The organism is Herbiconiux daphne, assembly GCF_024979295.1.
Taxonomy (GTDB): Bacteria; Actinomycetota; Actinomycetes; order Actinomycetales; family Microbacteriaceae; genus Herbiconiux; species Herbiconiux daphnes.
In genome coordinates this window covers 322,731-348,912 of sequence record NZ_JANLCJ010000005.1, presented here as the reverse complement: position 1 = coordinate 348,912, position 26,182 = coordinate 322,731, and the positions used below count along the sequence as shown (strand labels likewise).

Annotated in this window: 24 protein-coding genes and 1 pseudogene; 17 read left to right on the top strand and 8 right to left on the bottom strand. The window is 62.4% G+C overall.

The genetic code is table 11. The annotated features are described in order from the left end of the window. Window positions 1-78 precede the first annotated feature (78 nt). The 3 genes from N1032_RS15315 to N1032_RS15305 all read left to right on the top strand — a co-directional run bounded on the left by N1032_RS15315 (window position 79) and on the right by N1032_RS15305 (window position 2,676). Complete coding sequence (locus N1032_RS15315) at window positions 79-687, top strand: TetR family transcriptional regulator (RefSeq protein ID WP_259540022.1); 609 nt, start codon at window positions 79-81, stop codon at window positions 685-687. Window positions 688-769: 82 nt separating this feature from the next. After that, window positions 770-1,654, top strand: a complete 885-nt coding sequence (locus tag N1032_RS15310; RefSeq protein WP_259540021.1) for an aldo/keto reductase — start codon at window positions 770-772, stop codon at window positions 1,652-1,654. A 5-nt stretch (window positions 1,655-1,659) separates the two neighbouring features. Then, the gene (locus tag N1032_RS15305; RefSeq protein ID WP_259540020.1) at window positions 1,660-2,676 is read left to right on the top strand and encodes an aldo/keto reductase; all 1,017 of its coding nucleotides are present in this window, start codon (window positions 1,660-1,662) and stop codon (window positions 2,674-2,676) included. Between the two features lie 82 nt (window positions 2,677-2,758). Here N1032_RS15305 and N1032_RS15300 read toward each other — a convergent pair whose 3' ends face one another. Beyond that, window positions 2,759-3,127, bottom strand: coding sequence for a VOC family protein (locus tag N1032_RS15300; protein ID WP_259540019.1), 369 nt, complete (start codon window positions 3,125-3,127; stop codon window positions 2,759-2,761). A 74-nt stretch (window positions 3,128-3,201) separates the two neighbouring features. Here N1032_RS15300 and N1032_RS15295 point away from each other — a divergent pair, with 74 nt between their 5' ends. Continuing rightward, window positions 3,202-3,711 carry a MarR family winged helix-turn-helix transcriptional regulator gene (locus N1032_RS15295; protein ID WP_259540018.1) on the top strand — a complete coding sequence of 170 codons (510 nt, stop codon included), beginning with the start codon at window positions 3,202-3,204 and terminating at the stop codon, window positions 3,709-3,711. Window positions 3,712-3,860: 149 nt separating this feature from the next. Beyond that, window positions 3,861-4,325: a hypothetical protein gene (locus N1032_RS15290; RefSeq protein WP_259540017.1), complete on the top strand. Its 465-nt coding sequence runs from the start codon at window positions 3,861-3,863 to the stop codon at window positions 4,323-4,325. Here the strand turns inward: N1032_RS15290 and N1032_RS15285 are convergent. The 3 genes from N1032_RS15285 to N1032_RS15275 all read right to left on the bottom strand — a co-directional run bounded on the left by N1032_RS15285 (window position 4,277) and on the right by N1032_RS15275 (window position 6,053). Continuing rightward, window positions 4,277-4,438, bottom strand: a complete 162-nt coding sequence (locus N1032_RS15285; RefSeq protein WP_259540016.1) for a hypothetical protein — start codon at window positions 4,436-4,438, stop codon at window positions 4,277-4,279. The two genes, N1032_RS15290 and N1032_RS15285, sit on opposite strands and share 49 nt — an antisense overlap. A gap of 107 nt (window positions 4,439-4,545) precedes the next feature. Further along, window positions 4,546-5,229 (bottom strand): trimeric intracellular cation channel family protein, encoded by a 684-nt coding sequence (locus N1032_RS15280; RefSeq protein WP_259540015.1) that lies wholly within the window; start codon window positions 5,227-5,229, stop codon window positions 4,546-4,548. Window positions 5,230-5,282: 53 nt separating this feature from the next. Then, window positions 5,283-6,053, bottom strand: a complete 771-nt coding sequence (locus tag N1032_RS15275) for an alpha/beta fold hydrolase (RefSeq protein WP_259540014.1) — start codon at window positions 6,051-6,053, stop codon at window positions 5,283-5,285. Between the two features lie 164 nt (window positions 6,054-6,217). On the opposite strand from N1032_RS15275, the gene N1032_RS15270 reads away from it, so the two are divergent. Beyond that, entirely contained in the window at window positions 6,218-6,865 is a 648-nt protein-coding gene (locus N1032_RS15270) for a GntR family transcriptional regulator (protein WP_259540013.1), read from the top strand. Window positions 6,866-6,951: 86 nt separating this feature from the next. Then, the gene (locus N1032_RS15265; RefSeq protein WP_259540012.1) at window positions 6,952-7,635 is read left to right on the top strand and encodes a DUF998 domain-containing protein; all 684 of its coding nucleotides are present in this window, start codon (window positions 6,952-6,954) and stop codon (window positions 7,633-7,635) included. A 210-nt stretch (window positions 7,636-7,845) separates the two neighbouring features. Here N1032_RS15265 and N1032_RS15260 read toward each other — a convergent pair whose 3' ends face one another. Continuing rightward, window positions 7,846-9,237, bottom strand: a complete 1,392-nt coding sequence (locus N1032_RS15260; protein WP_259540011.1) for an HNH endonuclease signature motif containing protein — start codon at window positions 9,235-9,237, stop codon at window positions 7,846-7,848. Between the two features lie 620 nt (window positions 9,238-9,857). Beyond that, window positions 9,858-10,331, bottom strand: coding sequence for a hypothetical protein (locus N1032_RS15255; RefSeq protein WP_259540009.1), 474 nt, complete (start codon window positions 10,329-10,331; stop codon window positions 9,858-9,860). A 99-nt stretch (window positions 10,332-10,430) separates the two neighbouring features. Between N1032_RS15255 and N1032_RS15250 the strand changes: the two genes are divergently transcribed. Next, window positions 10,431-12,509: a KAP family P-loop NTPase fold protein gene (locus N1032_RS15250; protein WP_259540006.1), complete on the top strand. Its 2,079-nt coding sequence runs from the start codon at window positions 10,431-10,433 to the stop codon at window positions 12,507-12,509. A 676-nt stretch (window positions 12,510-13,185) separates the two neighbouring features. Here the strand turns inward: N1032_RS15250 and N1032_RS15245 are convergent. Further along, window positions 13,186-15,336, bottom strand: a complete 2,151-nt coding sequence (locus N1032_RS15245) for an AAA family ATPase (RefSeq protein ID WP_259540005.1) — start codon at window positions 15,334-15,336, stop codon at window positions 13,186-13,188. Between the two features lie 386 nt (window positions 15,337-15,722). Between N1032_RS15245 and N1032_RS15240 the strand changes: the two genes are divergently transcribed. The 6 genes and pseudogenes from N1032_RS15240 to N1032_RS15225 all read left to right on the top strand — a co-directional run bounded on the left by N1032_RS15240 (window position 15,723) and on the right by N1032_RS15225 (window position 19,443). Beyond that, entirely contained in the window at window positions 15,723-16,463 is a 741-nt protein-coding gene (locus N1032_RS15240) for a hypothetical protein (protein ID WP_259540004.1), read from the top strand. A gap of 4 nt (window positions 16,464-16,467) precedes the next feature. After that, complete coding sequence (locus N1032_RS15235; RefSeq protein ID WP_259540003.1) at window positions 16,468-16,683, top strand: hypothetical protein; 216 nt, start codon at window positions 16,468-16,470, stop codon at window positions 16,681-16,683. Continuing rightward, window positions 16,684-17,904, top strand: a complete 1,221-nt coding sequence (locus tag N1032_RS15230) for a hypothetical protein (protein WP_259540002.1) — start codon at window positions 16,684-16,686, stop codon at window positions 17,902-17,904. A gap of 117 nt (window positions 17,905-18,021) precedes the next feature. Further along, window positions 18,022-18,207: a GIY-YIG nuclease family protein gene (locus N1032_RS28440; protein ID WP_407933042.1), complete on the top strand. Its 186-nt coding sequence runs from the start codon at window positions 18,022-18,024 to the stop codon at window positions 18,205-18,207. Window positions 18,208-18,245: 38 nt separating this feature from the next. After that, a pseudogene (locus N1032_RS28435) lies at window positions 18,246-18,446 on the top strand (GIY-YIG nuclease family protein); the annotation flags it as partial. A gap of 127 nt (window positions 18,447-18,573) precedes the next feature. Further along, window positions 18,574-19,443: a hypothetical protein gene (locus tag N1032_RS15225; protein WP_259540001.1), complete on the top strand. Its 870-nt coding sequence runs from the start codon at window positions 18,574-18,576 to the stop codon at window positions 19,441-19,443. A gap of 303 nt (window positions 19,444-19,746) precedes the next feature. Here N1032_RS15225 and N1032_RS15220 read toward each other — a convergent pair whose 3' ends face one another. Beyond that, a complete protein-coding gene (locus tag N1032_RS15220) occupies window positions 19,747-21,132 on the bottom strand; it encodes a hypothetical protein (RefSeq protein WP_259539999.1) in 1,386 nt (461 codons plus the stop codon). A 215-nt stretch (window positions 21,133-21,347) separates the two neighbouring features. Here N1032_RS15220 and N1032_RS15215 point away from each other — a divergent pair, with 215 nt between their 5' ends. From N1032_RS15215 to N1032_RS15205, 3 genes are all read left to right on the top strand, one after another. Further along, complete coding sequence (locus N1032_RS15215; RefSeq protein ID WP_259539998.1) at window positions 21,348-21,821, top strand: GIY-YIG nuclease family protein; 474 nt, start codon at window positions 21,348-21,350, stop codon at window positions 21,819-21,821. Window positions 21,822-22,119: 298 nt separating this feature from the next. Continuing rightward, window positions 22,120-23,721 carry an SIR2 family protein gene (locus N1032_RS15210; RefSeq protein ID WP_259539997.1) on the top strand — a complete coding sequence of 534 codons (1,602 nt, stop codon included), beginning with the start codon at window positions 22,120-22,122 and terminating at the stop codon, window positions 23,719-23,721. Window positions 23,722-24,644: 923 nt separating this feature from the next. After that, complete coding sequence (locus N1032_RS15205; protein ID WP_259539996.1) at window positions 24,645-26,165, top strand: serine/threonine-protein kinase; 1,521 nt, start codon at window positions 24,645-24,647, stop codon at window positions 26,163-26,165. Window positions 26,166-26,182 lie beyond the last annotated feature (17 nt).

The window sequence follows — 26,182 nt, the reverse complement described above, 5'->3', positions numbered from 1 at the left end:
CAAACCAAACGGTTCGGTTCACCCTAGATCAGCTGGCGTACAGCGTCAAACCGAACAGTTCGGTTGTACGCTGGCGACATGGTTTCCGGGCAGAGCGACCCCGCCTCGGCGAAGGGCGACGGGGTGCGCGATCGCATCGTCGACGCCGCGATGAAGGAGTTCTCGCTCTACGGCATCGCCGGCGCCCGGGTCGACCGCATCGCGAAGGGCGCGAAGACCAGCAAAGAGCGCGTCTACGCCTACTTCAGCAGCAAAGAGGCGCTCTACGCTCAGACCGCGGCGGTGCAGCTCGGAGTGATCCTGGAGGCGACCGCGCTCGACGCCGACGATCTGCCCGGGTATGCCGGCCGGCTCTTCGACTACTACCAGGCGCATCCCGACCACTACCGTCTGGTCAGCTGGGGGCGGCTCGAGCTCGCACCCTCGACCAGGATCGACGAGCAGAGCCGATCCGCCGCCATCGTCGCGAAGCTCGACGAGGTGCGGCGGGCGCAGCGCGAGGGAACTCTGGAACCGTCGCTCGATCCGATCGACGTTCTCGCCCTGGTGGGCCAGATCGCGACCACCTGGATGACCCAGCCCGAGCTGGCGGAGGCGGCGGCCCAGCTCGCGACCGATGCCTCGACCGCTGCGCGGCGCGCCGCCGTCGTCACGGCCGTGGAACGCCTCTTCCCCAAAAGCACCTGACCGCGCACCCACGGGAGTGCCCGCCGGCACAGGTACCAGCAGACCCTCCCTCCTCGGCCGCGACCGGCGTAGCGTCGCCCGCATGAGCATTCCGAACCTGACGTTGAACAACGGCATCGAGATCCCCACGCTGGGATTCGGTGTCTTCCAGTCCGCACCCGACGAGACCACGGATGCCGTGGCCGAGGCCCTGAGAGTCGGTTACCGGCACATCGACACGGCCGCCGCCTACGGCAACGAGCGCGAGGTGGGGCAGGCGATCGCCGCGTCATCCGTCGACCGCGACGAGCTGTTCATCGAGACCAAGGTGTGGATCAGCGACTACGGCTACGACGAGACGCTGCACGCATTCGACAAGTCGGCCGGCAAGCTGGGCCTCGAGCAGATCGACCTGCTGATTCTGCACCAGGCCCTGCCCGGCGCGTTCCCCCGCACCCTCGAGGCCTACCGGGCGCTCGAGCAGCTCTACGCCGACGGCAAAGTTCGCGCCATCGGCGTGAGCAACTTCATGCCCGAGCACCTCGACTCGCTGCTGACCGTGGCGAAGGTCGTGCCGGCCGTGAACCAGATCGAGGTGCATCCCTATTTCCAGCAGAGGCCGCTGCTCGCCTACGACACCGAGCACGGCATCCTGAACCAGGCCTGGTCGCCCATCGGCGGCATCACCTTCTACCGTGACAGCGGCCACACGAGCGCGCTCGAGGATGCGACCATCGGCGCGATCGCCCGCGCCCACGGCAAGTCGCCGGCGCAGGTGATGCTGCGCTGGGGCATCCAGGAGGGCCGGTCGGTCATTCCGAAGTCGGTCAAGCCCGCCCGCATCGCCGAGAACTTCGACGTGTTCGACTTCTCGCTGACCGACGACGAGGTCGCGCAGATCGACGCCCTCGACACCGGCAAGCGCGGTGGCCCCGCGCCCGAGCAGGTCACGCTCGAGGCGTTCGGCCGCGCCATCCCGGAGGCCTGAGACGCATGGAGTACCGCACCCTCGGGCGCACCGGCGTCAAGGTCAGCCCGCTCTGCCTCGGCACCATGATGTTCGGCGCGTGGGGCAATGCCGATCACGACGACTCGATCCGCGTCATCCGCACGGCCCTCGACGCGGGCATCAATTTCGTCGACACCGCGGATGTCTACTCCGCCGGTGAATCGGAGCAGATCGTGGGCGCCGCCCTCACGGGCCGTCGCGACGACGTCGTGCTGGCCACGAAGTTCTTCATGCCGATGGGCGACGGCCCCAACCAGGGCGGCGGTTCACGCAAGTGGATCATGCGCTCGGTCGACGACTCGCTGCGCCGCCTCGGCACCGACTACATCGACCTCTACCAGGTGCACCGGCCGTCGCCCGATACCGATGTCGACGAGACCCTGTCGGCGCTGACCGACCTCGTGCACCAGGGCAAGGTGCGCTACATCGGCTCGTCGTCCTATGCCGCGAGCCAGATCGTCGAGGCGCAGGTGGTCGCGCGCGACCGCACCCTCTCACGCTTCGTCACCGAGCAGCCGCCCTACTCCATCCTCGTGCGCGGCATCGAAGAAGACGTGCTGCCGACGGCCCGCCGTCACGGCATGGGCATCCTGAGCTACAGCCCCCTCGCGGGCGGCTGGCTCTCGGGCCGTTGGCGTCGAGACGCGGATGCCGCGCCCACCTCGTCGGCCCGTCCGCCCGCGCGTTTCGACATGTCGAACCCGGCGAACCAGCGCAAGCTCGACGTCGTCGAGCAGCTCGCCCAGCTGGCGGAGTCCGCCGGCATCCCGCTGCTGCAGCTCGCGATCGCCTTCGTGATCAGGCACCCCGCCGTCACCTCGGCCATCATCGGTCCGCGCACGCTGGAGCAGCTCGAGTCGCAACTGCCCGCCGCCGACCTCGTGCTGAGCACCGACGTGCTCGATCGCATCGATGCCCTCGTGCCGCCGGGCGTCACCCTCAACCCCGACGACAACAGCTATGGGCAGGCGGAGCTGGCGGTGTCGGCGCGGCGTCGCTGACGGGCTGTGATCGGGGGCGGCGCGTGGCGCGCTTCGCTTCGCCTACCTCGCCCGCCCCACCTAGCCTCGCCCAGCGGCCGGCTCAGGCGCGGTCGTGCAGCGTGATCTGGTAGCCATCGAGGTCGGCGAAGGTGAACGTGCGCCCGAACGGGCCGTCGATCGGGCCCGAGACGATGGTGCGGCCATCGGCGGCGAGCGTGTCGTGGATGGACTGCACGTCGGTGGCGTGCAGCCAGATCGCGGCCCCGATGCCGGGCTGGGCGACGGAGGCCAGGTCGGTGCCGGGCACGATGTCGCGCAGGGCGAACGCGATCGGCGCGGTCTCGAACACGACCGCGTGCGGCGGGCCGGCCGGGGAGCGCACGAGCCCGAGGTAGTGCTCGTAGAACGCCTGCGAGGCGTCGAGGTCGCGAACCTGCAATGAGATGAAATCGGGGCCGGTCACGGGCATGGGGATTCTCCTTCGTCGTGTGTCAGTTGCGTGTCAGTTATCTGACATCCATCAATCTATGTCAGAATACTGACATGAGTCAAACCCCGGACCGCCCCGCAGACGGAATCGACCTGCAGACCTCCCTGGGCTACCTGCTGAAAGAAGCGTCGAGCGCCCTCCGGGCCGCCATGGAGGCCGTGCTGAAGCCGCTCGGCATGACGGTGACGCACTACTCCTGCCTCGAACTGCTGGCGCAGCGCCCGGGCCTGTCGAACTCCGAACTCGCGCGCGGGGCGTTCGTGACCCGGCAGTCGATGAACGTGCTGCTGCAGAGCCTCGAGCGCGACGGCTTCGTGACCAGGCCGTCGCAGCCGGTCGCCGGCAAGGTGCTGCCCACCCGCCTGACGGCGAGCGGTCGCCGCAGTCTCACGAAGGCGACCGTCGCCGTCAGATCCGTCGAGCTCCGCATGCTCGCCGGCATGACCGCCGACGAGCAGGCCGTCGCCTTCACGGCCCTGCGCAGCATGATCCACTCGTTGCGCGACACCGACACCCACCCCGACTCCGGTGCCGGCACCGACACCGACACCGCCGGCGGCTGACGCACGACCGGCGTTGCCCTGGCTCGACCACCCGGAGCACAGTGACTCATGGGCTCGCGCTCGCATGACCCCGCAGGCGCCCCGTCGGCATCGCAGGCGACCGGCTCACCCGCATCGCGATCTTCTTCACCCTCGTGTCGGCGGGCCTGGTGAGCCTGGCCCTGATCGGGCAGGTCACCGACTTCACCGACTCGTTCTCGTGCTTCTCGCTCGGCATCATCGGCTTCGTGTGCCTGGTGGCCTACTTCTTCTTCCTGCCCCGGCGCAGCGATCTCGCGCAGGTGCTCGCGAGCAGCATGATCTTCGTCACGGTCGTCGAGGCGGCGCTGGTGGGACTCTTCGCGGGCGCGATCACGATGTCGGTCGGCGGCCACCGGCAGGCGCGATCGTGGCCGGAGCGGTCGTGGGCCTGCTCTGGCTCGTCGCGTCGACCGTGCTCGGCGAGCGCAATTACCGCGCGGTCTGGCGCACGCACGTGCCCCTGTTCCCGAGCCCGCCATCCCGGCCCAGCTGACCTACCCAGCCCAGCTGACCATCACCGCCCAGCTGACCGGCCGGTGCTTGCTCAGCCGCGCGGCCGGGCTCCGGAGGCCGACAGCGGATATCGCGAATGACGGTAGAGCGTCGTCATCCAGCCGGGCGACGGGCTCTCGGCCGACTCGAGGCCGTCGTCGGCGGCCGGGGACGAATGGGTGTCGGCCTGGGAGCGGGACTGATCTGCGGTCATCTCTGGCACCTTGCGGTCGGGTATGCGCGCGAACGTGGCGGCGGATCCCAGTATGCGCAACCCGCCCCCAGCCCACGCGGCCTCCCGCGGCCACTGGCCACAGCAGGTCAGGAGCCGTGCGATCGGAGCCGCCCGATCGCCCGCTGCTCGGGGAATGTCCAGGTGAACCGAACGGCGGCCAGTCGCACGCCTGCAGCGACCACGACGCAGACGATCCCGTCCACGACGACCCCCACCCCGAGCGCTTCGAGCAGCACGAAGCTCGCGGCCCCTGCCGCAGCGGCGACGGCATAGAGCGACCCCACGTGCAGGAAGGCCACCGGCAGCCCGAGCAGCAGGTCACGGATGATCGACCCACCGACTCCCCCGATGACGCCGATCAGCACGGCACCGGCCGCACCGACCCCTAACGCCAGCGCCTTGGAGGTGGCGATCGCGCCGAACGTGCCGATCACCACCGCGTCGAGCACGATCACCACCCAGTCCACCCGCCGCAGCAGGGGCTGCACCGCCATGCCGAGCAGAGCGGATGCCGCAGCGACCACCAAATACCAGCTGCTCCACACGACGACCGGCCGCTCGTCGAGCAGCACGTCCCGCAGCAGGCTGCCGCCGAGCGCGACGCCGATGCCGATCACCACCACGCCCAGCACGTCGACTCGGCGCTCCTTGAGCCCCGCCGCGAACATCGCGCCCTGCAGACCGCCGAGGCCGGCGGCGACCAGCTCGGCCCAGAGCGGGATGCCGAAGGAGGTGAAGGTCATGACGTCGGTCATCGTGTCGGCGGTCATGGTGTCGGCGGTGCCTCGCGGTCGGCGCGGGGGTCGGCGAGCGGGGTCGGCGGTCAGCGGCCGCCGTCGCTCGCCGCCTCGAGCACCGGCGAGGTGGCCACCACGGCGTCGAGGATGAGGTCGGCAACGGCGTCCGGCTGCGAGACCGTCACGGCGTGAGATGCCTCGATCTCCACCGTGCGGGAATTCGCTCGAGCGGCCATGAACCGCATCGACTCGGCCGGAATCGCGAGGTCGCGCAGGGTGACCATCGTCCACGAGGGGATGCTGTGCCAGCCGGCCTTCGTCGCCTTGTCTTCGAGCCCCGCAGCGGCGATCGGCCGCTGGGTAGCGGCCATCAGCGCAGCGGTCTCATCGGCAACGTCGGCGGCGAACACCGCCGGGAACGCGTCTTGGTCGATGTAGAGGTCGTCACCGCTCTGCGAGCCCGCAACGAACGGCTTGGCCACGAGCGCGGCACCGAGTTCGCCCCCGGGGAACTTGTTGGCGAGTTCGCCGGTGCTCTCACCGGCCTCCAAGGCGAAGCTTGCGACGAACACGAGCGCCCGCACGTTGGTCGCACCTTCGGTGGCCTCGCTCATCACCGAGCCGCCGTAGGAATGGCCGGCGACGACGACCGGGCCGTCGACCTGATCGATGATGCTCCGCAGGTAGGCGGCATCCGGAGCCAGACCGCGCAATGGGTTGGCAATGGCGAGAACGGGCAGCCCTCGCGCCCGAAGACGGCTGACGACACCGTTCCAGCTCGACGACTCGGCGAAGGCTCCGTGCACGAGCACCACGGTGGGCGACTCCGGCGGAGGGGCGAAGACAGATGCGGACATGATTCCTCCAGTGGGTTGTATTTTGTGATACGCAATATATTGCATGTGGAATTTCAACGTCAAGAGGGGTGACGTATTCCCGTTCCGCCCTTTTCTTCCCGTCGGGTGCCGGATCTCGCGCCGCCGAATTGCGGATGCCGACCCGATTGTGTGCAATATGTTGCATGCCGATTCCCGCCGACAGTCCTCCTCTCAGCCGCACCCTGCTCCGCAACGACGTCTATCGCCGCCTGCGAGACGCCGTGGTCGACGGCACGTTCGCGCCCGGGGAGCAACTGAGAGACGGGGATCTCGCAGCGTGGCTGGGGGTGAGCCGAACTCCGGTGCGCGAGGCGCTGCTGCGTCTCGCGGCGAGCGGTCTGGTCGTGACCCAGCCCGGCCGGTCGACAACCGTCAGCACCATCGATGAGAGCGCGGTGCGCGACGCCCGCGATGTTCTCGCTGCGATGCATCAGCTGGCGGTGCGTGAGTCGGTCGGCATTCTGAGCGACGGCGATCTCGACCGCATGCGCGCTGCGAATCGGGCCTTCGCGGCCGCCATCGATGCCGGGAACGTGGATACGGCCCTGGATGCCGACGAGGAGCTGCACGATGTGCCCGTCACGGTGCTCGGCAACACGGCACTGATCTCGGTGCTGAACCAGTTCGGCCCGGTCGTGCGGCGTGCCGAACGCCTGCGGTTCATGTCGGGCGGCCGGTCATCCGTTGAGGCGCACGAACGGTTGATCGACTTGTGCGCCGCCGGCGATGCCGAGGCCGCGGCCGCGGTGGCTTTCGAGACCTGGCACAGCCTTCCCGTGGCGAGCGACTGACGCGCCTGACGTGCAGTAAATCCTCTGTTGAACCATATGGTTCACTGTCATATAGTGAACAAAATGGTTCAGTAATGGAGGTCACCATGGCCCACTTCACTCGATATGCCTTGGTCGGCGGAGTCGTCGCCGCACCGCTCTTCATCACCCTGTGGGCGCTGCAGGCGGTGACCCGAGACGGGTTCCGGCCCACGTATCACCCCCTCAGCCTTCTGAGCCTCGGCGAAGCGGGGTGGGTACAGATCACGAACTTCATCCTCACCGGGCTGCTGCTCGTCGGTGCCGCGATCGGGCTTCGTCGCGCTGGCGGTGCTGGTGCCGGTTCGAGGTCGACGGCGGTGCTGGTCGGACTCATGGGCAGCGGACTCGTCATCGCCGGCATCTTCGTCACCGATGCCGGGGCGGGCTTCCCGGCCGGCGCTCCAGCGGGCGCTCCGGTCATGAGCTGGCACGGTGCTGTGCATGAGCTCGGGTTCGTGCTGACGCAACTCTCGTTCGTCGCCTTGACGATCGTGCTGGCCGTTCGTTTCGGCCGCGCGCGGCAACGCGGATGGCTGATCGCCAGCATCCTCGCCGTCGTGGGTGCGCTGGTCGTCGCTGTCGTGGGATCGCCCGAGACGATGGCCATCAGACTGGTCTTCAGTTCCGCGATCGAACTCGGGTTCGTCGCCGCGATTGCTGCCCAGACCTTGCGCCAACAGACATCGTCCCGCGTCGACCAGATCGAGGCACATCGCGCAGGTCGACGCCTTGGAACGCCTCTCCGCTGAGCACGATCGTCGAGTGACGCGACGCGGGCGAGCGGCAGCCGCCGGTCGTGCCGGGCGCCGACAGCGCTTCGTTTGCGACGGTCTGATCGCGAAGGTTTACAGGGTGATCTTCACCGAGTGACGAACCCCGGATGCCGGCACGCGCCGTTCGAGCCAGGCACCCTACTCGCGCGCCACGCTTCACCGCCGAGGCGCGCCTCTGCCAGGAACTCAGAACGGCGGATCGTCGGGCAGCGACCCCGTCGATCGCGGTCGCACCGGTCGCACCGGTCGCTCCGGTCGCTGAGGATTCGCCGCCTGTGAACTGGGTGGTCGCGGATCGAGACCGAGGCTTCGGGGAGCATGATCGGGAGGCCGCGTGGTGTATTCGGCGCCGCTCGGCGACGTCCAGTGCAGAGCCCGGCCCTCGCCCGAGCGAACCGTCCACTCCGTGTGGTGCTTCACGGTGTGGTGCCGCCGGCACAGCGCCGCGAGGTTCGCCAGACTGGTCTCGCCCGCGTGGGCCCAGTCGGTGGTGTGGTCGAGGTCGCAGCGATCGGCGCGGCGGGTGCAGCCGGGGAATCGGCAGGTCTCGTCGTCGAGGATGACGGCGGCCCGGAGGTCGGCGGGAACCTTGTAGCGGTCACGACCCACGCTGAGCCTCGCACCCGTGATCGGATCGGTCAGGATGCGCAGGAACGACGGCGCCGCCGCCGCGAGACGGCGCGTGGTGTCGAGATCGATGGGACCGTAGCCGAGAAGCTCCCCCGGTTCATCCGAGTGGCCGAGCAGGGTCATGACAGGCACGGTGACGGCCACGTTCGCGGTGATGCCGCGGGCGCGCACCGAGCTGCCGCCCTCGCGATCGAGCATCAGGTCGACGAGTCCGTCGGCGCGAAGTTGCGCGTGCGTGCGGGCTTCGTCGGCCGTGTTGAGCGCGCGGGCGAGCTGGTCGAGCGTGTCGTCGATCGCGAACGCCGAGACCGCGGGCAGATGGCAGACCAGGGTCGCCATGCCGTCGCGCTCTTTCTCGACCCACACGGCCCGTTCGTCGCGCGCCTCGCGATGACGCTGATCGATCGACTCCGGGTGCATCCGCTCGCGCAGCTTGCGGGCCTCGGAGGCGAGCTGCACGCAGGTCTGCGTCGTCGCTTTCTCCAGAACGACCGCCTCGAACTCCGCCCGAGCCGACTCCGGCAGCGAGCGTGCGTGGCGAACGACCGCCTGCGCGTGCCGATAACTGATCTCGCCGCGGCTCAGCGCCTCGACGGTCGCGGGCAGGTCGTCGACCAGCAACTCGGCCTCGTCGATGCGCTGCGCAGCCAGTGCCTCGGAGATCCGCAGGCCCGTCGCGACTTCGGCCACCAACGACCGGCGTGCGTGCTCGAGGGAGCCGCCCGGCAACCGCGCGAGCCAGTTCGCCTTGCGCGCCGCGGCCCCCAGGCGCTCGGCCGATCGGGCCTCCAGTGCCGCTTGCTCACGCTGCAGCGCCGCCACGGCCGAGACATCCGAGGCGATGCCGGTCAGCAACGACTCCTCCATCTCGACGCCCGATCGGATGGCCCGGGCGTCGAGCGCGCCGGTGCCGGTGGGGGCGAAATGAGGAGCGGTGGTCGAGTTCATGAGCGTAGCTCAATTATAGTCGAAGCACCTCGCGAGACAAGGGAAATCGCCGATCAAACCGCCTATTTCACGAGCGAATTCGCACCATTAGGCCAACGAGGGCGGGACGACGACGAGGCCGGTTGTCCACGAACGAACGCTAACGCAGACAACAAAAAAGGCCCCTCAGAGAGGGACCGGATCTTGCTGACCTTTTGACCCTCTGTTCAAACCAATCAAGCATTCCGTTCACCCCTGTGGAATTACTTCGGCTTGCCACCCCAGGAGACCGCGAAGCTCCTGTCCATGCTGCGACGTATCGGCCACATGAGCTATCAAAACGGCTCGGCAGCGCGAAAGTACAGGAGCTGGTCGATCGGGCTCGAGCAGGCGAGAGCGCACGGACTTTGGCCTTCGAACTTGGAGTGGCGCCGTCCGCATTGATTCGATTGCTTCGCGAGCAGGGTGTGATTATTGAGAAGCGGCGAGTGACCGCTGCGGACGAAGTGGCGCTAGCCCGTGACTATGCAGCGGGATCTACGGTCGCCGAGCTTGAAGAGCAGTTCGGATTCTCACACGGCACGGTCCTGCGGGTACTTCATCGGGAGGGAGTGGAGATGCGGGCGAAGGCGCCGCGCCGACTACTTCCGTGATCGGTTGGGAGGTGAGGTCTTTGGATTCGATTTGGGGAGCTTGCCGTTCATATCGTCCTGGATGAATCGCACGGTCGCACGAGCGAGAAGGTCAAGCTTCACCTTGGGGTGAGCAACACCGAGTGCTCGGATCTTTCGAGTCTTCCCGGCATGTTCCACGGTGACTGTGGACTGCTCGAGGTGCCGATCGACCATCTGATTCGGTTGGCCGTTGACGTGCGCGTTCACTGCTTGGAAGGCTCGGCCGGCGGTCTGAGGTAGAGAGGGAAAGGCCTTCGTCATGGCAGTGCGGTGGGCAAGTGCTTCCCTGTCAGTCATGGGCACAGTGAAGGCGAAGTAGTCGTGAAGGTCACGCTGCGCGTGGCCAGAAAGCACCGCGAACACAAACCCATCCGTTGCTGTCCAGAGTTGAAAGAGGGCGGAGCGGGTCGAGAGATAGTCGTTGGAAGTGAGTCGTGGCATCGTGGCGTATCACTATGCACTGGTCCCCCAGGAACTCAAAGCATGAGCATGTCGGTAGTGCTTGCAAAAGGGGTGTCGATAGCGCATAACTAGGTGCATATGAGCGAGCCAAACCAGCCACAGGAAAAGCCCCCAGTCGATGCCCCGATTACCTCGTCGAAGGATGATGATCTTGGCCGGGCGCCCGTTGCGCACGATTTTGCTGAATCGATTCGTGAACTTGATACAAGCGATGGTCTCGTGGTGGGGATCCTTGGCCCATGGGGACATGGTAAGAGTTCCTTCATCAACCTGATGCGAGAGCAATTCGCAACAGAACCCGCCCTGACCGTCATTGATTTTAATCCGTGGATGTTCTCGGGTTCGAATCAGCTGGTCAACTTCTTCTTCACTGAGATCGGCGCAGAACTCAATGTGAAGAGCAAGAGTCGTTTTGGAAAGACGGCGGATTGGCTAGCCAAGTACGCCGGCATACTCAAGCCTGCTTCTCAGTTCATACCCTTTCCGGGAGCAGGAATCCTCGGTGATGCAGCAGCTGCCGCACTCACCGGATTGGCCGACACAACCGAAGCAGACGTCAGCGCCAAGAAAGTTCGCGAAGAGATCACGAAGGAGCTCAGCGCACTCGATGAGCCAATCGTCGTTGTCGTGGACGACATCGACCGCCTAACAACCGCCGAGATACGCGAGATCTTCAAACTCGTGCGTCTCACCGCAAGCTTTCCAAACATCATTTATGTACTTGCGTTCGACAGAGAACGAGTAGAGCAGGCTCTCACGGAAGACGGGGTACCAGGTCGCGCCTACCTAGAAAAAATCGTGCAACTAAGCTTTGACGTCCCGCAGGCGCCAAGCACGCTTCTTCGCTCTCAGGTCTTCAAGGAACTCGATCGCATCATTTCCCCCGTTGTCAACGCAACGCTGGACGAGGGGCGGTGGAGCGACATCTACTGGGAGATTATCGATCCGCTTCTCTCGAATATGCGAGACGTCACGCGCTATGCCATTTCATCGAGAGCCACCATCAAGAGCCTTGGTGAAGAAGTCGATCTCGTTGATCTCCTGGCCATGGAAGCTGTGCGCATCTTCCGGCCCGAACTCGCCCAGGCACTGTCACGACTTCGGAGCGAGCTCACCAGCACACGTGACGTCATGGGCAACAAAGATGGCCGAAAGCAAAAGGCAATTGATGAGTTGAGAGAAAAGTTCTCCATTGACGACCAGCTGATCCGAGCACTATTCAACCGAGTTTTCCCAGTTGCGCTCCAGTACGTCGAAAACAACCACTACGGATCCGACTGGGCTAGCACATGGAGAACCGCTCATCGAATGGCACACGTGGACTTCCTCAATTTGTACTTCGATCGTGTCGCGCCAGACGAACTCGTGGCATTTCGAAGCTCTGAGCGAGCCTTCACACTTCTGACCGATGCCGGGGCACTCAAGGCATACCTGAATGGGCTCGACCCCGAAACGCTCGAGACGATTCTCGAAGGCCTGACGTCGTATGAGTCGAAGTTCACTACAGAAATGATCGTGCCGGCATCCACAACACTCTTGAATCTCATCGACTCAATTCCGGAGAAGAAGCATAAGGGCTTCTTCGATATTGGTCGCCCCGATATGACAGTCGGCCGAGTCGTTTATCGGCTCCTTCGGCGGATAGATGACGAGGGCGAGCGGGAATTCCTCGTGACACAAATTCTCGCGGGTGTCGAGACGTACTCGTCGCAGCTCGATCTCATTCACAGCGTCGGCTACAAAGAGGGCGCGGGCCTCAAACTTGTCAGTGAGCCATTTGCACTTCAGCTGGAGGCCGAGTTCTCGGACCGGCTAGTAAAGCAAGCGCCTTCAGATCCTCCACGCGAATGGGACGCGTGGCGGATCTATAACGTGGTGCTTGAGGCCACAGGCAAACCACCACTAAAGCCCAGCTCGGACCCCTCGATAATTCGAGCTGTGCTCCGCTCAGCGAAGTCGACGTCACGCTCACAATCCATGGACTCTCGCCAGGTGAAGACTCAAGATCATCTTGGGTGGGATCTACTCATTGCTCTATTCGGCACGGAAAGTGCGGTGAAGAAGGCTGCGGACAATGTACGGAAGAAGCTCGGAGACGACGAAGTACTGCAGCTGGTTGACAAGTACGCATCCGGATGGAGACCAGAGCGCTTCTGACGACCAACCGGGTATCGGTACATCTCACAGAGGTGGCGAAAGCGTCAAAAGCTTGTCCCGATGCTCTGTTTCGCGTCTATTCGAACCAGAGGTAACGGGGGTGCCAGGAAATTCGATCGGCGGAGCGATCGGTACCGAGAATACGGAAAATCACCCCTGATGCAGAGGTGATTTTTGGTGATAATTACTCAGCTTGGCTGACCTTTTGACCCTCTGTTCGGACCAATCGAGTATCCCGCTTACCCCTAATGAATTGCTCAGGCTTGCAGCGCTTGGCGATCGAGAAGATAGCGAAGTAGTTGCTTCGTATCGACCACACGAACTCTCGAAACGCCTTGGTAAGGCGAAAGTAGAGGAACTCATGAACCGCGCTAGGGCAGGCGAGAGCGCACGATCCTTAGCCGGCGAATGCGGCATCGCGCCGTCAGCGTTGCTTCGACTACTGCGGGAGCGTGGCGTGACGATCGAGAAGCGGAGGGTGACTGCAGATGATGAGGTGGCACTCGCTCGTGAGTATGAAGCGGGAGCTACGGTCGTCGCGCTACAGGAGCGGTTCGGACTCTCGCACGGCACGGTGCTGCGAGCGCTTCACCGAGCGGGCGTTGAGATGCGAGCGAAAGCACCACGCCCATCCAATCGCTAGTTGCCTCTGCGGAGGGCGAAAGAACACGGTTGCTCAGGCAGCGGATATCAACTCGACTTGCCTAGTACATTCCGCCACTACGAACTCCGGCACAGAATCGAACTCGCGAGGATCCAGCTGCATCACGTATTCGTTTTCGATATGGAAGGTCTCGTTCACAAATTTCTTGAACGTGTCGTCTTCCCCCGGCTCGTTGATCTCGAGCATCATCCTGAAGATCTGCACCTTTTCGTAGCCGACAGTGGTCGCGGCAAATTTCGCTTTCAACAGGTCAAGGTCTCGAAACTCCTGGACCAAGGCGTCGTAATCGAAGCCGGGTATTGACTTGCCGATCTTGGCGACAGCCTCGGCCACTTCGGCGGCTTCGAGAGGCTCGCGGTCGCCACCTCCGATCGGGCGGTCGGGTTCCGCTCGAAGGTGCAGCAGGCTCGACAGGACGTCCGAGCTGGCGTCATTCATTCCGAGAATTTCGAACTTGCGACGTAGATAAATGAGCTTGATGGCGATGTCGCTTGCCGCAGCAATATTCGCGTCACAGACCTCACCAAAGGTCTTCAGATCGGAGTGGAGAATCGGCTTTTCGGTGATCGTTCCCGCCTTGCTCGTAAGGAAGTGCGCCACCGGCTTCGCCATGGCAAAAAGACGCCTGGTCGAGAGCCGGACAATGTCGATCGCTGGCTCGAGATCGTGGGTCAGCATCAGCGTCGTTTGGTCGCGAATGCTGTGCTTGCCTCTAAACAGTTCATGGAGAATTGCAAACTTTTTCGTCTGGTCGAAGCTAGAGACCGGATCGTCGAGAACGACAAGGTCCGGCTTTTCGTGGCGCACTTGATACATGAACAGCACGAGGGCGAAAGCGTTGCGCTCTCCGTAGCTGAGGTGGCTGTTCGCCGAGCCGAGGTGGCCAGGTAGATCTTGATGCTCGATAAGCATTCGGTACGAATCTTCGTTGGGTTGAATAGAGACCTGGTAGCGGTAGCCTGCAGACTCGAGGAATGCGTTGATCTGCCGTTGATTGTCTTCGATAAGCCGCTTGACGCGCCCGCGCTGCTGACCAACGCGCTCCTTGACCACAGAGATCTGGGAGGCAACTTCCTCCAGCTTTGCGTTGATGAGTTCAACAACCGAGCGAGTGGCGTCTGAGTTCAAAGATCGTAGTAAGGCGAGATTGACCTTCAGGCCCGAAAGGTACTCGTCAACCTTTTCCTGGTCGCGAAGCGTATGAAAAGCGAGACCTCGCAGCAACTTAAGTCGATCCAGAAAGACCTCAACTTCGCCACGAAGGGTTGCGAGGAACTGAAGTTGCTCGGGCTTTGGCTCGGAGATGAGTGTAAACATCTCGCTGAGCTGTTCGAGGTATGACGGGTCGAAGTAGTGACCCGCCGTCTCAACCGCGGCCCTCAGCAAACTCATGTTCTTGACCGTTGCCGTCTCGTACTCTCTCGAAACGAGTTCAGCGGTAGCTTTGTCCACGCTCTCCACTGAGCAGAACGGGCAGTTGTCCGAGAGCTCAAGGAAGCTCTTGCCTTTAGCTTGCCAAGCCACCCAACTCGCAGGGTCTTCACTTTGCAGGAAGCCTGAGTACCCACGCAGCGGCTCGGGGATCTTGTTCAGCTTTCCGCCGACCGCCATCGCCTTGTAGCCCCTGGTGCTCTTGGACAGAACGCCGGTCTTTGTCACGCCGAATACATCGCAAAGATGAGTGAACGCATGAACTGCGTCATTGAACTCTTCCTGCTCCACGAACGTCGTTTGAAGTGCCGCGAAGAGGTCCTCGATTTCCTGATTGCCGTTCTGGAACTCGACGGTATTGATGAAGATCTCGAAGCTGTTCTTTAGAACCTCGTCCTGTTGAAAGACGAACTGAGACACGTACCGATCATCGAACGTCAGAACTTTCCTTATGGAGTCTGCTCCCGTGACGGTTGGATCCGGATGACCCGTTCCCCCTCGGTACTTGAAGGGTATGAGCTGCTTGAGCGCATCGCCGCCATCAGCACGCAAAGTCAGCGCCTGAGCGATAGTGCTTTTGCCAATTCCGTTCGGGCCGTACTTGATGTTTAGGGCCGACTTCACCAACGTGATCTCGGCGCTATCCAGGTTGTTGCAGTTCGAGATTCGAATAGACAATGGGCTGCTCGAGACCGGAGTGCTCGCATGTTCTGTCAGTTCGGGAGTCGGCATGATGCCACTGATTATGACGCACCGGTACATTTGGTCAATAGCTATCGGTACATCCAATAGAGGTGACGAAAACGCCGAGCTGGGCAATCACTTCCAGCTGCGCCCGCAGGCCGCCGGTGATCTGCACGCTCAGCCGGCGGATCGGGCCGAGAGCCTTCGCCCGCACCTCAGCGGGTTAATTCTCAGCCATGCTGAGCATCCTCATCGGAAGCGATGGACGACCCCCCGATGGATCCTCTACATCGCACACCGACGAGGAGTGGATGACTCAGTTTGACCAGCTCAGCTTGAAAGCCAATACCCGTTGTGCAATCCACAACGAATAGCCCTTCTAATTCGACTCTCCACATGGTGTCGATGTCAGGGGCCTCTGCCACGATATGGCCATGACCGAACTGGCGTACATGACCCGCGACGACTGGGCACAGCATGCCACGGCGATGGTGCCGCAAAGCGCCGTGATACGCGACTGGCTCGGCGAGGAGCCGTACCTCTTCGCGATGACCGAGATGAAGAGGCATGGCGGCGACGGAAGCGTCGACCTCGAAGCGGCTCGCTTCATCGCCCCAGACAAGGCCACACGCATCGTGTTCGACGTCTCGGAGCTCGGTGCCTCCGCCCGTCAGGGAAAGACCGTTGACCATGCCGTCGTGGTGTTGCACCCGCGCGATGAGCGCTCCCTCGAATCGATGCGGACTGCGGTGGAATCTGGAGCGGTGAGCCGACTCTTCGTGTTGATCTGGTGGCCGCTCGACATCGTTGCGATCTGGCTTGATGGTCACAGTGCGCTCAACCTGCACACTGGTGAGGCGAGGGAAGTGCCCGACCCGCTGATGGTCGAGGCTTGCACCATGATGATCTCCCACCAATACAACGGCCTCGGCTCGGGGCGGGGGAAGGAGGCGGTCGTGCAACTGGCCCGCGCCTTCCACGCGGAAGGGTATCCCTACGATGTTGATTCATGGCTTCGCGCCTACTTCGCGGCCGGTGGCGACTTTCGCCATGCAGAATCCATCAAGAAGCTCGTCACGGAGATGAAGGCTGGCGTGAAGCATCGCATTGCGGCCCGATATCGTGACAACATTTTCGAGATCATCCGCTCGGGTCAACTGCAGCAGGAACAGTAGAGCCGTGCTTTTCCTCGCTCGCGGCGTCGAAGTCGACCACTACTGGGTGGTCCAGGGGGTCGACGGTACGCTCGAGGAAACACCATGGCGCATCGAACAGGAATCTGATCGGTACCGACTGAGTAACGCAGATGACATGTTGCAAACGGACCTGGTCTTGGGGCTGGGCGCCTTCGCAACGGCGGAGGCGGCGGTCGCCCGACTCCGGGAGTTTCTCTAGGTGCAAGACTCGGGCGCCGACAGGCGGTTCAAGACAGCGAAGCCCTCGGTCTACCTCGATCAGTGGGTCTGGATTCGCCTCGCGCGAGCCAATGTGGGTCGGCCCTCCAAACCGTCCGATGTCGCCCTCCTTGCGTCTCTGAAGACCGCCGCTAAGGCAGGCGTCGCATTCCCACTATCGGCAACGCACTATGAAGAGACCATCCGCATCACGGATCCTGCGCAGCGCAGGGAGATTGCCCGCGTCATGGCTCCTATCGCTCTGGGACGCACGATCCGAAAACAGTCCGACCTAGTGCGCCATCAGCTCCTGACATCGTTGCATGAAATGATTGGGCGCCCGACCTTCCGCCCCACACCGCTCCAGACCCTTGGCATCGGCGTGCACTGGTCGTTCATCGGCACAGAGGGGTTCATGACCGTCGTCGACGCCGATGGGCGCATTGTGAAATCCGTCGATCCGAACTGGACTCGTCGGCTCAATCAGTACTGCGAGTTCTCACTCATGGCCGGCCCCACCGACGCCGAGATCCCGAATCTCGAAAAGGTCGGCTACGTCGATCCTCGCTACTTCGAAACCAACGAGGGCAATCGGCTCGCGTGGGAGCAGTCGTACGTTGAACAGGCCGCGAAGATCAAGTCCCGTGAGGAACTCCGCGTGGCACTCTTCGCCCGCGAGATCACGCACGAGTACGGCGTCACGTTTCAGACGATCCTGAATGAATATCACCTAACGATTGGCTCCATCGTCAGCGGAACCAAGGCGGATACGCGGGCCCGGATGATGACCTTCAGCGAGCGCGTGCCTACGATGCGTATTGCGGTCGACATGAAACTTGAGTTGTTTCGTAATCCCAGTCGCCCCTGGACTTGGAACATGGTGCGAGATATCGACGCTCTCAGCGTCGCCGTTCCGCTCTGTGACGTGGTCGTCGGCGACCGCGATGCGCTCCACCTCCTGCGGCGCTCCGGCGCACCCGAGCGCTATGGAACGACGGTCACCGAGAAGCTCGAGGACCTACCGGACCTGCTCGCGGACCTGGCTGGACTTTCTCGCGCGACTCAGCCGGATCTTTCTGACTGGTCGAGCATTGGTCCCGGCAACGAGTTTTCGGTCGTGGAGCCCGAACTGTCAATATCCATCCCGGTCGGGTCTAGAACTCAGCTCCTCGATCGCAGCGGGACGCCGCTGCCTGCGCCAACGGGCGCAAAGGCCGGTTAGCGCGTTTGGTGTCAGGAGCGGGTAGCTACGCTAAGCAGGTGAGAGGGAACGCGCTTTGAGTCTTGTCCTGCAGCAGGGATCGACGCGTTCGTGCCAAGCGCCCCTGGGCTTTACGCCATGCGAGTTCGCACTGTGGAGGCGCTCCAGGAGCCACTTCGCATCCATGCGGTGACTCACGACAGCGACCTCATCTATATCGGCGAAGCAGTTGGGCAGACGCTTCGCAAGCGGTTCCTTGGGAACGAGCTGCGAGGAAAAAGACATGGCACCTTCTTCCGGAGCCTGAGAGCTGTGCTGGGCTAGCGTCCTAGCCCAGGCTCACTGGCAAGGTCGGTCAACAAAATTATCGCTTTGCGTCAACAGACACGCAGGCGATCGTGTATTGGGTCAACGCAAACCTCTTGGTCTCATGGATCACGCTCGACGAGGGCATCCACGACGTCGAGGTCGCACTCATCGCTAGGCACGCCCCGCTCTTCAACCTTCGTGATAATCCCCGAGTGCTCGCGGAACTCGCTGCACTACGGGTCGCCTGTCGCTAGGTCGCCACACAACCCCCAGGCCCGTAACTGGATTCGCTCTCCCTGTCGAAACAACGATGGGCAGTGTCGGCACGGACGCGTAGCCTTGCTCACACTCACACTCGCCCTCGACCCAAAAGTAGGCACCGTGGACACCGTTAGGACCGATGAGTACAGAGCCTGGGAGGCTCGACTTGGACGGATCTCTGAGGCAGCAACCCAATGGCAGCAGTCATTCAATGGCGCGCCGGCCACAGTTGAACCTGGAAGTGACCTGGCCGACGACGATGTCACCTTCGAAAGCTTCAGCATCTTAAATCTCGTTGGATACAGCCTTGCCGCGGCGACCGAGCATTTAGATTTCACACTCACCGCCATGAAGCAGACAAGCACGCTGTACCCGACGGCCTACCTGACGGTGCTCAGGACGTCGCTGCTGGCGGCTTCACATGCCGCCTGGATGCTGACACCAACGCAGCGCTCGGAGCGCCAGCTGCGGGCGCTCCAGTTCCTGTCCGACGATGTGCGAACACAGCTGGTTATGGTGCGAGAAGCCTTCGCACCGAAGGATGCCGAGCGCACAGCGAAAGAGCGAATGATTGAAGTTCTGCTCGAGCGGCAAGCGCAGCTGCAGCCCATCGCTGACGCATTGAAGCCGGGGCTTCAGGTGGATAAGTGCAGAATCAACAACACGAGCATCATCGAGAGCGTTGCCCAAGCCGCGCACGACGAGGACGTCGTACAGGGTGGCGTGAACCACATATGGCGGAGCGGCAGCGCCGCCGCGCACGGTTCCCGCGGCTTCGCCACCATACGCCTCAAGCAGAACACCATCGTCGAAGCTCCTACCGGAGGCAAATACTCGCTCCTCCGCGGCGACCTGGTCAATGACATCGGCCCCGCCGCCGCCGCCGCGACACTCGCCCTCAGTTTCGCATTTAAGATGTTCGACGAGCGACGACTAGAGCCAAACACAGCATCGGCCGACAACACCATCCAGATGCCGTACCGCTATTGACCTATATTCATATTTATGCGATAGCGAATTCACTCTTGGCCACCTGACGCCAAGATGTTTCGCATTCTTCGCGCATTACGGCGCAGCCGAACTCACAAGACATTCACGTCATGTCTGGTCACCTGCGTCTGCAGGGGCGCACCTTGCCAGGGATCCGGTTGCAGCACCGCGCGCACGTCTCCAGCGGAGACCTGCGGGGTAACCTGACCATCTAATGACTCGAACCACCAGGCCCGCCACAACACTCGGAAAGAGCCCGTCGTCGGCAGGCTCTTTCATGTCACCCGAAGAACAGCACTTGACTCAGGGGCGACGGTCCGGCTGATGACCGAGCGGCCGCAATAAGACCCAATCCGGCTCTTCCCCAGCAGTCGGCAGCGCGCGGGTAGCCATTCGCCATTCACGCCCATCCACTTCCACAACGATCCCCGACGGTCGACCGAGTGCGAGCAATTCCCCCAGGGTCATAGTGCGGCGCACATTCGGATCATCGCTGACAGCATCCGGATGATGGATTGTCCCGAGCGGCTGATCAACCCGGTCTACGGCAAGGCGGAGCGTACCGGTCGCAGCGTCGAACGTCGCGCCGGTGACCGCGCCCCACTCAACGAATCCCCATCCAATCGCGACCGGATTGTCCGGCGCGGACGACGCCAGGCCTGTTAAATACTCCACCAGCTCGCTGCTCGCCGCCTTCACCTCGTCGTCAATGAAGTCCTGAACGCAGGTGAAACCCTCGTACGCCCGAATACGGCGCGCATCGACACCAAGGGCGACGAGCCGATTCGCAACGGCAACCGCGTCAGGATTGACGACTATCACCTCCTGCGTGGCGGCCGGCCCGATTGTCGTCATAAGCAGTCTCGCAAGGGCAGTATCGGTGAGTGGGAGGGAGTACCCCATGAGCACGATGCGTTCCGCCTCACGAAGACCATCTCGGGCCTGCTGCCAGGTGAATCGAGTCTTTGGATTGTCGAAGTATGTGCCTTTCGTCGAGGTGGGTGGCACGATGAACACCTCGCGGCCACCGACCGTGGCGCGGTGGACGGACTGACCGCGACTTTCGACCATCGGGATCCGCTCCAGGGTCGCTCCCGTGTGGTCACCAGGCACGGCGAACCAATCGATCGATCCGTGAAGCTTGTGCAGTCGAAACGTCGGACGGTCCTCGAAGTACGGACCGGAGCCGAACATCAGGCCTCGCCCATTGGGGAAGCCGGTGACAACGTCGGCAGAACTGATAGCGCTGTCACCGCCGAAACGCGGGCTCTTAGTGAGGGTCGTCTCAACGATGGTGTCATAGTTGAGCGTCACGACAGTGCTCTGCGACCAGTGCAACAGATCGACGAACTCGCCAAGCCACCGCGGGAAGCCAGCCGTATCGGCCGCAACCTGGCTCGCCGCCACCTCAATGGCGATCGCTTCAGACAACTCGGCGAACCGAGCACGGTCTTGGAGATGCTCCGCCTCGCTGAGGAACGGCTGTCGTTCTGCGAGCCACGTAAGCCAGTTTTCGAAGGTAATCCCGTCCGGACGAAAGTCGGGGAGGTCCTCGAGGCCGAGACTCGCTGCCGCGCGTCGGCCAAGCTCATCCGTGGTGGGCATTGCGGCCGAGGCTGCGAGGGAAAATCCGGCCCCGAGCACGTAGGCGGTGCGTGGAGAGGTCGGAGCCACAATCTGATGTGCCATGACTCAATCATGGCGCTGGGTCGTTTGGTCTGACGTTTCGAGTGAACGCGGACGATGCGCCTACGACCCGGCAGACGATCTCTAACGGAGCGGGAAGCGAACTCAACGCGGCTCTATGGCTCCCCTCCAAAGCCAAGCGGTCGAACGACTCTGATCCGGGTTCACCCATACGATGATCTGTCGCGCCGCGCTGCATCGACTGTGACCGCTCGGGCATGCCGTTCCCGGGCTTCGACCGTCTGGTCCTCAGCCACGTCGAACTGCAGGCAGTGATGCGCGAGCTCCGATACGCCTCGTGGCGCACGGCACTCTCGTCGGTCTTTGGGATCTACCTCTTAACGGATACGCGGGACGGCAAGCAGTACGTCGGCAAGGCAGACGGGGAAGAGAGCATTCGGCAGCGCTGGAGCCTCTACGCCACCAACGGGCACGGCGGCAACGTCGACCTGCGCGGTCTCGACCCGTCGAGTTTCCGGTTCTCGCTGCTGCGCGTCTTCGACCCGGCAACGCCGACGCGAGACATCAACGCTGCAGAGAGCCACTTCAAAGACGCGCTCGCGACTCGCCAGCATGGGCTTTATCGAAACTATGGCTGCCGCACAAATCAGTCGCCTGAGCACAAGCAGTCGAGCAATGAGCATTGGTGCGATCGTCGTGAGGACGAAGGTCGATTGCCCCTTCCCGCTTGAGGTGCTCTCCGGAAAGCCAGCGACTGGCGAATCTCTTTGTTGCCAGCCGGCCGTCGCTGTCGTGTCGGAGGCGTATGCGAGGCTTGCGACAGGGAGGAACGGCATGGGAAATGGTCTACCTGTATCCACGATGCTTGCGATCTCAATGCAGTCGCAGCCGGGCGTTTACGCAGTACTACTCGGGTCCGGGACCTCGACGGGGGCGGGCATTCCTACGGGCTGGGGAGTGGTACGCGACCTCGTGCGGCAAATTGCCGTCGCGGACGCTCCTGGTGACGTGGAGTCTCACCGTTTGGCGGTGGAGGAGCCCGAAGCGTGGTGGAGCGAACACGGGGAAGGCGAACTGGGCTACTCATCACTCCTCGAGCAACTCGCCCCAACCGCCGCCGCACGCCAAGGACTTCTCGCGTCGTACTTCGAACCAACCAGCGAAGACCGCGAGCGCGGAACGAAGTTGCCGAGCAAAGCGCACCTCGCTATCGCGCAGCTCGTGAAACAGGGCCACGTCAAGGTCATCGTCACCACAAACTTCGACCGTCTTATGGAGCAGGCGCTGGAGTCTGTAGGGGTGGCCCCGCAGGTCATAAGCCGGCCGGAAGCGGTCAACGGGATGGCGCCGCTGACGCACGCGTCGGCAACAGTCATCAAACTGCACGGTGACTATAAGGACCTCGGAAGCAAGAACACGCCCACCGAGCTCGAGTCATACCCCGAACAATGGAATGCGCTGCTTCACCAAGTGTTCAGTGACTACGGTCTGATCATCAGCGGCTGGTCGGCAGAGTGGGACACGGCCCTCGTGACCGCGTTGGAAGCTGCCTCGCGCCGTTACCCGCTCTACTGGGACAGTCGCAGTAGTCGAGGCGAATCTGCCAGCCGCCTTCTTGTCAATCGCGACGGTCGAGTTCTCCAGTTCGAGGGTGCCGACGAACTCTTCACGGATCTCGCCGCCAGTATCGAAGCACTTCAGGGCCTGAGCGAATCCCCGCTGACGACCGCGATGGCCATTTCGCGCCTCAAGCGCTCCTTGCTCGACCCGACGCGCCGCATTGAGCTTTATGACCTCGTGATGGGTGCAGCTGACCGTGTCGCCGACGCAATCCGCGCCGAACCTCTCAGTGCCGGGCAGGAGGTAAACGAAGCGTTCATGGAGTCATTGTACGAACGTCACCTAGCGTCCGCTGGGTCCCTGCTGCCGCTTCTGATCACTGGGCTGTGGCACGATACCGACGGCACGCACGATCAGCTCTGGTTAGATGTCCTGCAGCGACTGGTCGACGCGGGCACGACGCCAGTGAATTCCGCCACGCAGGTTGTAGCTGCTGCCCGCCTTATTCCGGCCCACCTTGCTCTTGCCACAATGGGCGTTGCAGCAGCAGCTCGTGGTCGCGAGTCTCTGTTCATTCGTGCTGCGACCACCATCGAAGGTCGCACCCAAATGGGACACGGAGAGGCCGTGCCTTCGGCGCAACTCTTGCACGCGAATCATGTCTTCGCGAGCGGGCTCATTAAAGTCATGCCACGCTGGGGAGACACGCGATGGGTCTACCCGATCAGTCATCTCTTGCTGACTGATCTTCGAGTGTTCTTCGCCGACTTCATCCGCCTCGATGCTGACTTCGTAGCTGCATTCCACGGCTACGAGTATCGGATCGGACTTATCCAGTCGCAGTTGGCCATCGATGGATACGGTTACTCCCCCGCAGACGGCGAGTACGTCGGCGAGCGCGGGTGGTCGTTTGCGAGTGATAGAAAACCACTCGCGGAGATCACGTTTGTTCGCGAGGCGTCGCGACGCGCCGACTGGCCGTGGCCGGAATACCTCGGAGGACCAGATGGGCTCGAGAAGGTACTAGAAGCACACAGGGAGTTGCTCCGCTCCTACAGCCGCAGCCGGTGAAGCGCAGGCGGCATCACATATCATGCACGCCTAGAGACTGCCGTCGAATTATCTTGTAGGTAGCAGGAGTCCAGGGACCTTGTTCATTACACGCTGAGAGTAGCGCAGCAAAATGAGGCGATCGCTCGCAGGTTCCGCCTGCGAGAACGAGATTAGAGGGACCGTCTTCGGGAACCGATCTAAGTCAGTCGAATAATGCCGCTAACGAGCAGTCGGCGAACGACACGCAGCGTGTCCGGGTCGATAACGCGACCGCACTGACCGCAAAAATAATGACCCATGACCCACTCCGACTCAACCGGTTCAACCTCCGCATTTCCCTCACCAATTGGATAGAAGCCCGCCCCTGACGGTGTATTTCCGCAGAGGCAGACCCACGCCTCCTCGTTGTTTGCTTCATACGCAACTTTCTCTGTCATAGACCTCGGACTATGCGCTTATGCTGACAATTTGTCAATAGAGACTTGTTTCGCGCACCTGCGCGATGTCCTCAGGCGAGAGCCCCGCCGGAATGCCGCGACGAAGCCGTGGGCGATGAGGTGCGTCAGTTGCGGCGCCTGTATCCCCGGAGGGTCAATGGCGCGTCGGCGACTGGACTGATGGACACCCCCGCATCTGACAAGAGTCCGGCGCAGAGACCGCGAGCCGTGAAGTAGAGGCCATTAGCCCGCCCATATCGGCGCAGTCCCATCGAAGGTGCAGTAACGGATCGATGCCTGAAACTCAGGCGTGCGCTTGTCTGCTTGATACCCTAAGGTGACTTACACTCGCTAGTAAGTGACCCGCGTTGCAGTGCGGCCATCCAAAATCTACGTGCGTTATCGGGGGCAACGTCACATGATCGGACGACCTTGGCAATAGAAGTAGAGCACACCAAGGAGCTTCTAGCTGCCGTCAATAAGCAGACTGGCGAGAATTACCGCTTGGCTGGATCGCCTGTCGACCTTCATCTCAAGCCGTCTGGACGCGCAATCTTCGTGACGAAGGAACTGGCGTCAATGAAGACGAATTCAACGCACGTCTTGCACGAGTACTCGCTCGATGAGGTCCTCGACGAGGACTCTACGGTGTCGAAGAATGAGGCACACTTCGCAGATCAAACCGCCCTCCGGATCGGCGAAAAGCTCGTCACGGTCCGAGCGTTCGTCACATTAATGAGCGGCACCGGCGTGCTCAAGAGCGTGTCATATGACCAAGCCCGAGGGTGGATCCTCGACGTACTTGCCGGGCTTGTTGAGCGTCATTCGGATAATCGTATACATGGAGATGTACGTCCGGAGAACGTGCGGGTGATCGGTGACAAAGCAGAACTTATCGACCCAGGAGTGCGGGTGCGATTCGAGGAGCTTGACGCAACCGCACGTGACTACGTAGCCCCTGAGTTGCGCGGCGATGCTCGCTCGAGAGGCACGTCAGCAGGAGACGTTTACTCATTCCTCCGATTCGCTCGAGCGATTCTGCGGCCATTCCGTGACGCCGGAGGCATCGGCCACATCAGCCGGCTCGAAAGTCAGATTTCATGGCTATTTGATGCGAGCGTGGCCGCCGATCCCGACGAACGCCCAAAGGCCGCCGAACTCCAGAAGGCGTTCGAAAGCGGCCTCATGGCAGCTGAAACATCCGTGGATCCGTTTCTCGATGGCTTCAATAGTGCGTGCCGTGCGCTGAAAACCGCAAACTCAAGTATTCGTGTCACGAACGCCGTCGCGAAGGCGGTCCGAGCAGACGCCCTTGCAAGCCCCGAGACTTTGCTCCACCTCAACGAGTTCACGTCACGTAGCCTTCTCACCTGGCGACTACTTGACAAGGAGATGAGAATCGCTCACACTCGGGGTTATGAATCACCCGTTAGGCCTCACGAAGACGGACTAACCTCCGTGTCGTCTTCCGAACTGCCAGCATCCATAGACGATCGGTGGAAGAACAAAATCCACCGAGACTTCTTTGGGTTCGGCATTGGCCCAGATCACGATGACCGACTAACCTCACCGGAGGCCTTAGCGAGTTACACCCCAGGGTTGATACAAGAGTACGAACAGTACGTCGAACTATCGGCCATCCTGCGGGACGAGATTCTTGGTCGGAACGACTTCATCTATACGCACGACGTTGCCCAGCGTCTGTCGCAAGTGCTCGGTTCTGAGATCCGTGACGTCGACGTTGTAGTGATGCGTCGGTGGGGTTGGTTGCTTGCTGTGCCTGATCATGATCGTTGGTTGTACCCGGTGTTCCAGTTCGACAGCGCCAGTGGTTTGCCATCGCCGATAATCCGCGACGTGCACGATGCCCGAGTTGCCTCGGTCGGAAGCGACGCCGATGACTGGTCGACCCTGGCTTTCTGGGTTCAGCCCCTAAATCGCCTTGGAGGAAATTGCCCGAGGGACTTTCTGTGGGTTGAGAACGGCGACGCGATTATTAAGTCAGCCATAGCCCCGCAGAGCTGAGCTGCAGCTTTATCAAT

What these genes read in the sequence shown, in the direction of transcription:
- N1032_RS15315 (WP_259540022.1), top strand. Translation starts at nt 79, where the DNA reads ATGGTTTCCGGGCAGAGCGACCCCGCCTCGGCGAAGGGCGACGGGGTG.
- N1032_RS15310 (WP_259540021.1), top strand. Translation starts at nt 770, where the DNA reads ATGAGCATTCCGAACCTGACGTTGAACAACGGCATCGAGATCCCCACG.
- N1032_RS15305 (WP_259540020.1), top strand. Translation starts at nt 1,660, where the DNA reads ATGGAGTACCGCACCCTCGGGCGCACCGGCGTCAAGGTCAGCCCGCTC.
- N1032_RS15300 (WP_259540019.1), bottom strand. Translation starts at nt 3,127, where the DNA reads ATGCCCGTGACCGGCCCCGATTTCATCTCATTGCAGGTTCGCGACCTC.
- N1032_RS15295 (WP_259540018.1), top strand. Translation starts at nt 3,202, where the DNA reads ATGAGTCAAACCCCGGACCGCCCCGCAGACGGAATCGACCTGCAGACC.
- N1032_RS15285 (WP_259540016.1), bottom strand. Translation starts at nt 4,438, where the DNA reads ATGACCGCAGATCAGTCCCGCTCCCAGGCCGACACCCATTCGTCCCCG.
- N1032_RS15280 (WP_259540015.1), bottom strand. Translation starts at nt 5,229, where the DNA reads ATGACCGCCGACACGATGACCGACGTCATGACCTTCACCTCCTTCGGC.
- N1032_RS15275 (WP_259540014.1), bottom strand. Translation starts at nt 6,053, where the DNA reads ATGTCCGCATCTGTCTTCGCCCCTCCGCCGGAGTCGCCCACCGTGGTG.
- N1032_RS15270 (WP_259540013.1), top strand. Translation starts at nt 6,218, where the DNA reads ATGCCGATTCCCGCCGACAGTCCTCCTCTCAGCCGCACCCTGCTCCGC.
- N1032_RS15265 (WP_259540012.1), top strand. Translation starts at nt 6,952, where the DNA reads ATGGCCCACTTCACTCGATATGCCTTGGTCGGCGGAGTCGTCGCCGCA.
- N1032_RS15260 (WP_259540011.1), bottom strand. Translation starts at nt 9,237, where the DNA reads ATGAACTCGACCACCGCTCCTCATTTCGCCCCCACCGGCACCGGCGCG.
- N1032_RS15255 (WP_259540009.1), bottom strand. Translation starts at nt 10,331, where the DNA reads ATGCCACGACTCACTTCCAACGACTATCTCTCGACCCGCTCCGCCCTC.
- N1032_RS15250 (WP_259540006.1), top strand. Translation starts at nt 10,431, where the DNA reads ATGAGCGAGCCAAACCAGCCACAGGAAAAGCCCCCAGTCGATGCCCCG.
- N1032_RS15245 (WP_259540005.1), bottom strand. Translation starts at nt 15,336, where the DNA reads ATGCCGACTCCCGAACTGACAGAACATGCGAGCACTCCGGTCTCGAGC.
- N1032_RS15240 (WP_259540004.1), top strand. Translation starts at nt 15,723, where the DNA reads ATGACCGAACTGGCGTACATGACCCGCGACGACTGGGCACAGCATGCC.
- N1032_RS28440 (WP_407933042.1), top strand. Translation starts at nt 18,022, where the DNA reads ATGCGAGTTCGCACTGTGGAGGCGCTCCAGGAGCCACTTCGCATCCAT.
- N1032_RS15220 (WP_259539999.1), bottom strand. Translation starts at nt 21,132, where the DNA reads ATGGCACATCAGATTGTGGCTCCGACCTCTCCACGCACCGCCTACGTG.
- N1032_RS15215 (WP_259539998.1), top strand. Translation starts at nt 21,348, where the DNA reads ATGCCGTTCCCGGGCTTCGACCGTCTGGTCCTCAGCCACGTCGAACTG.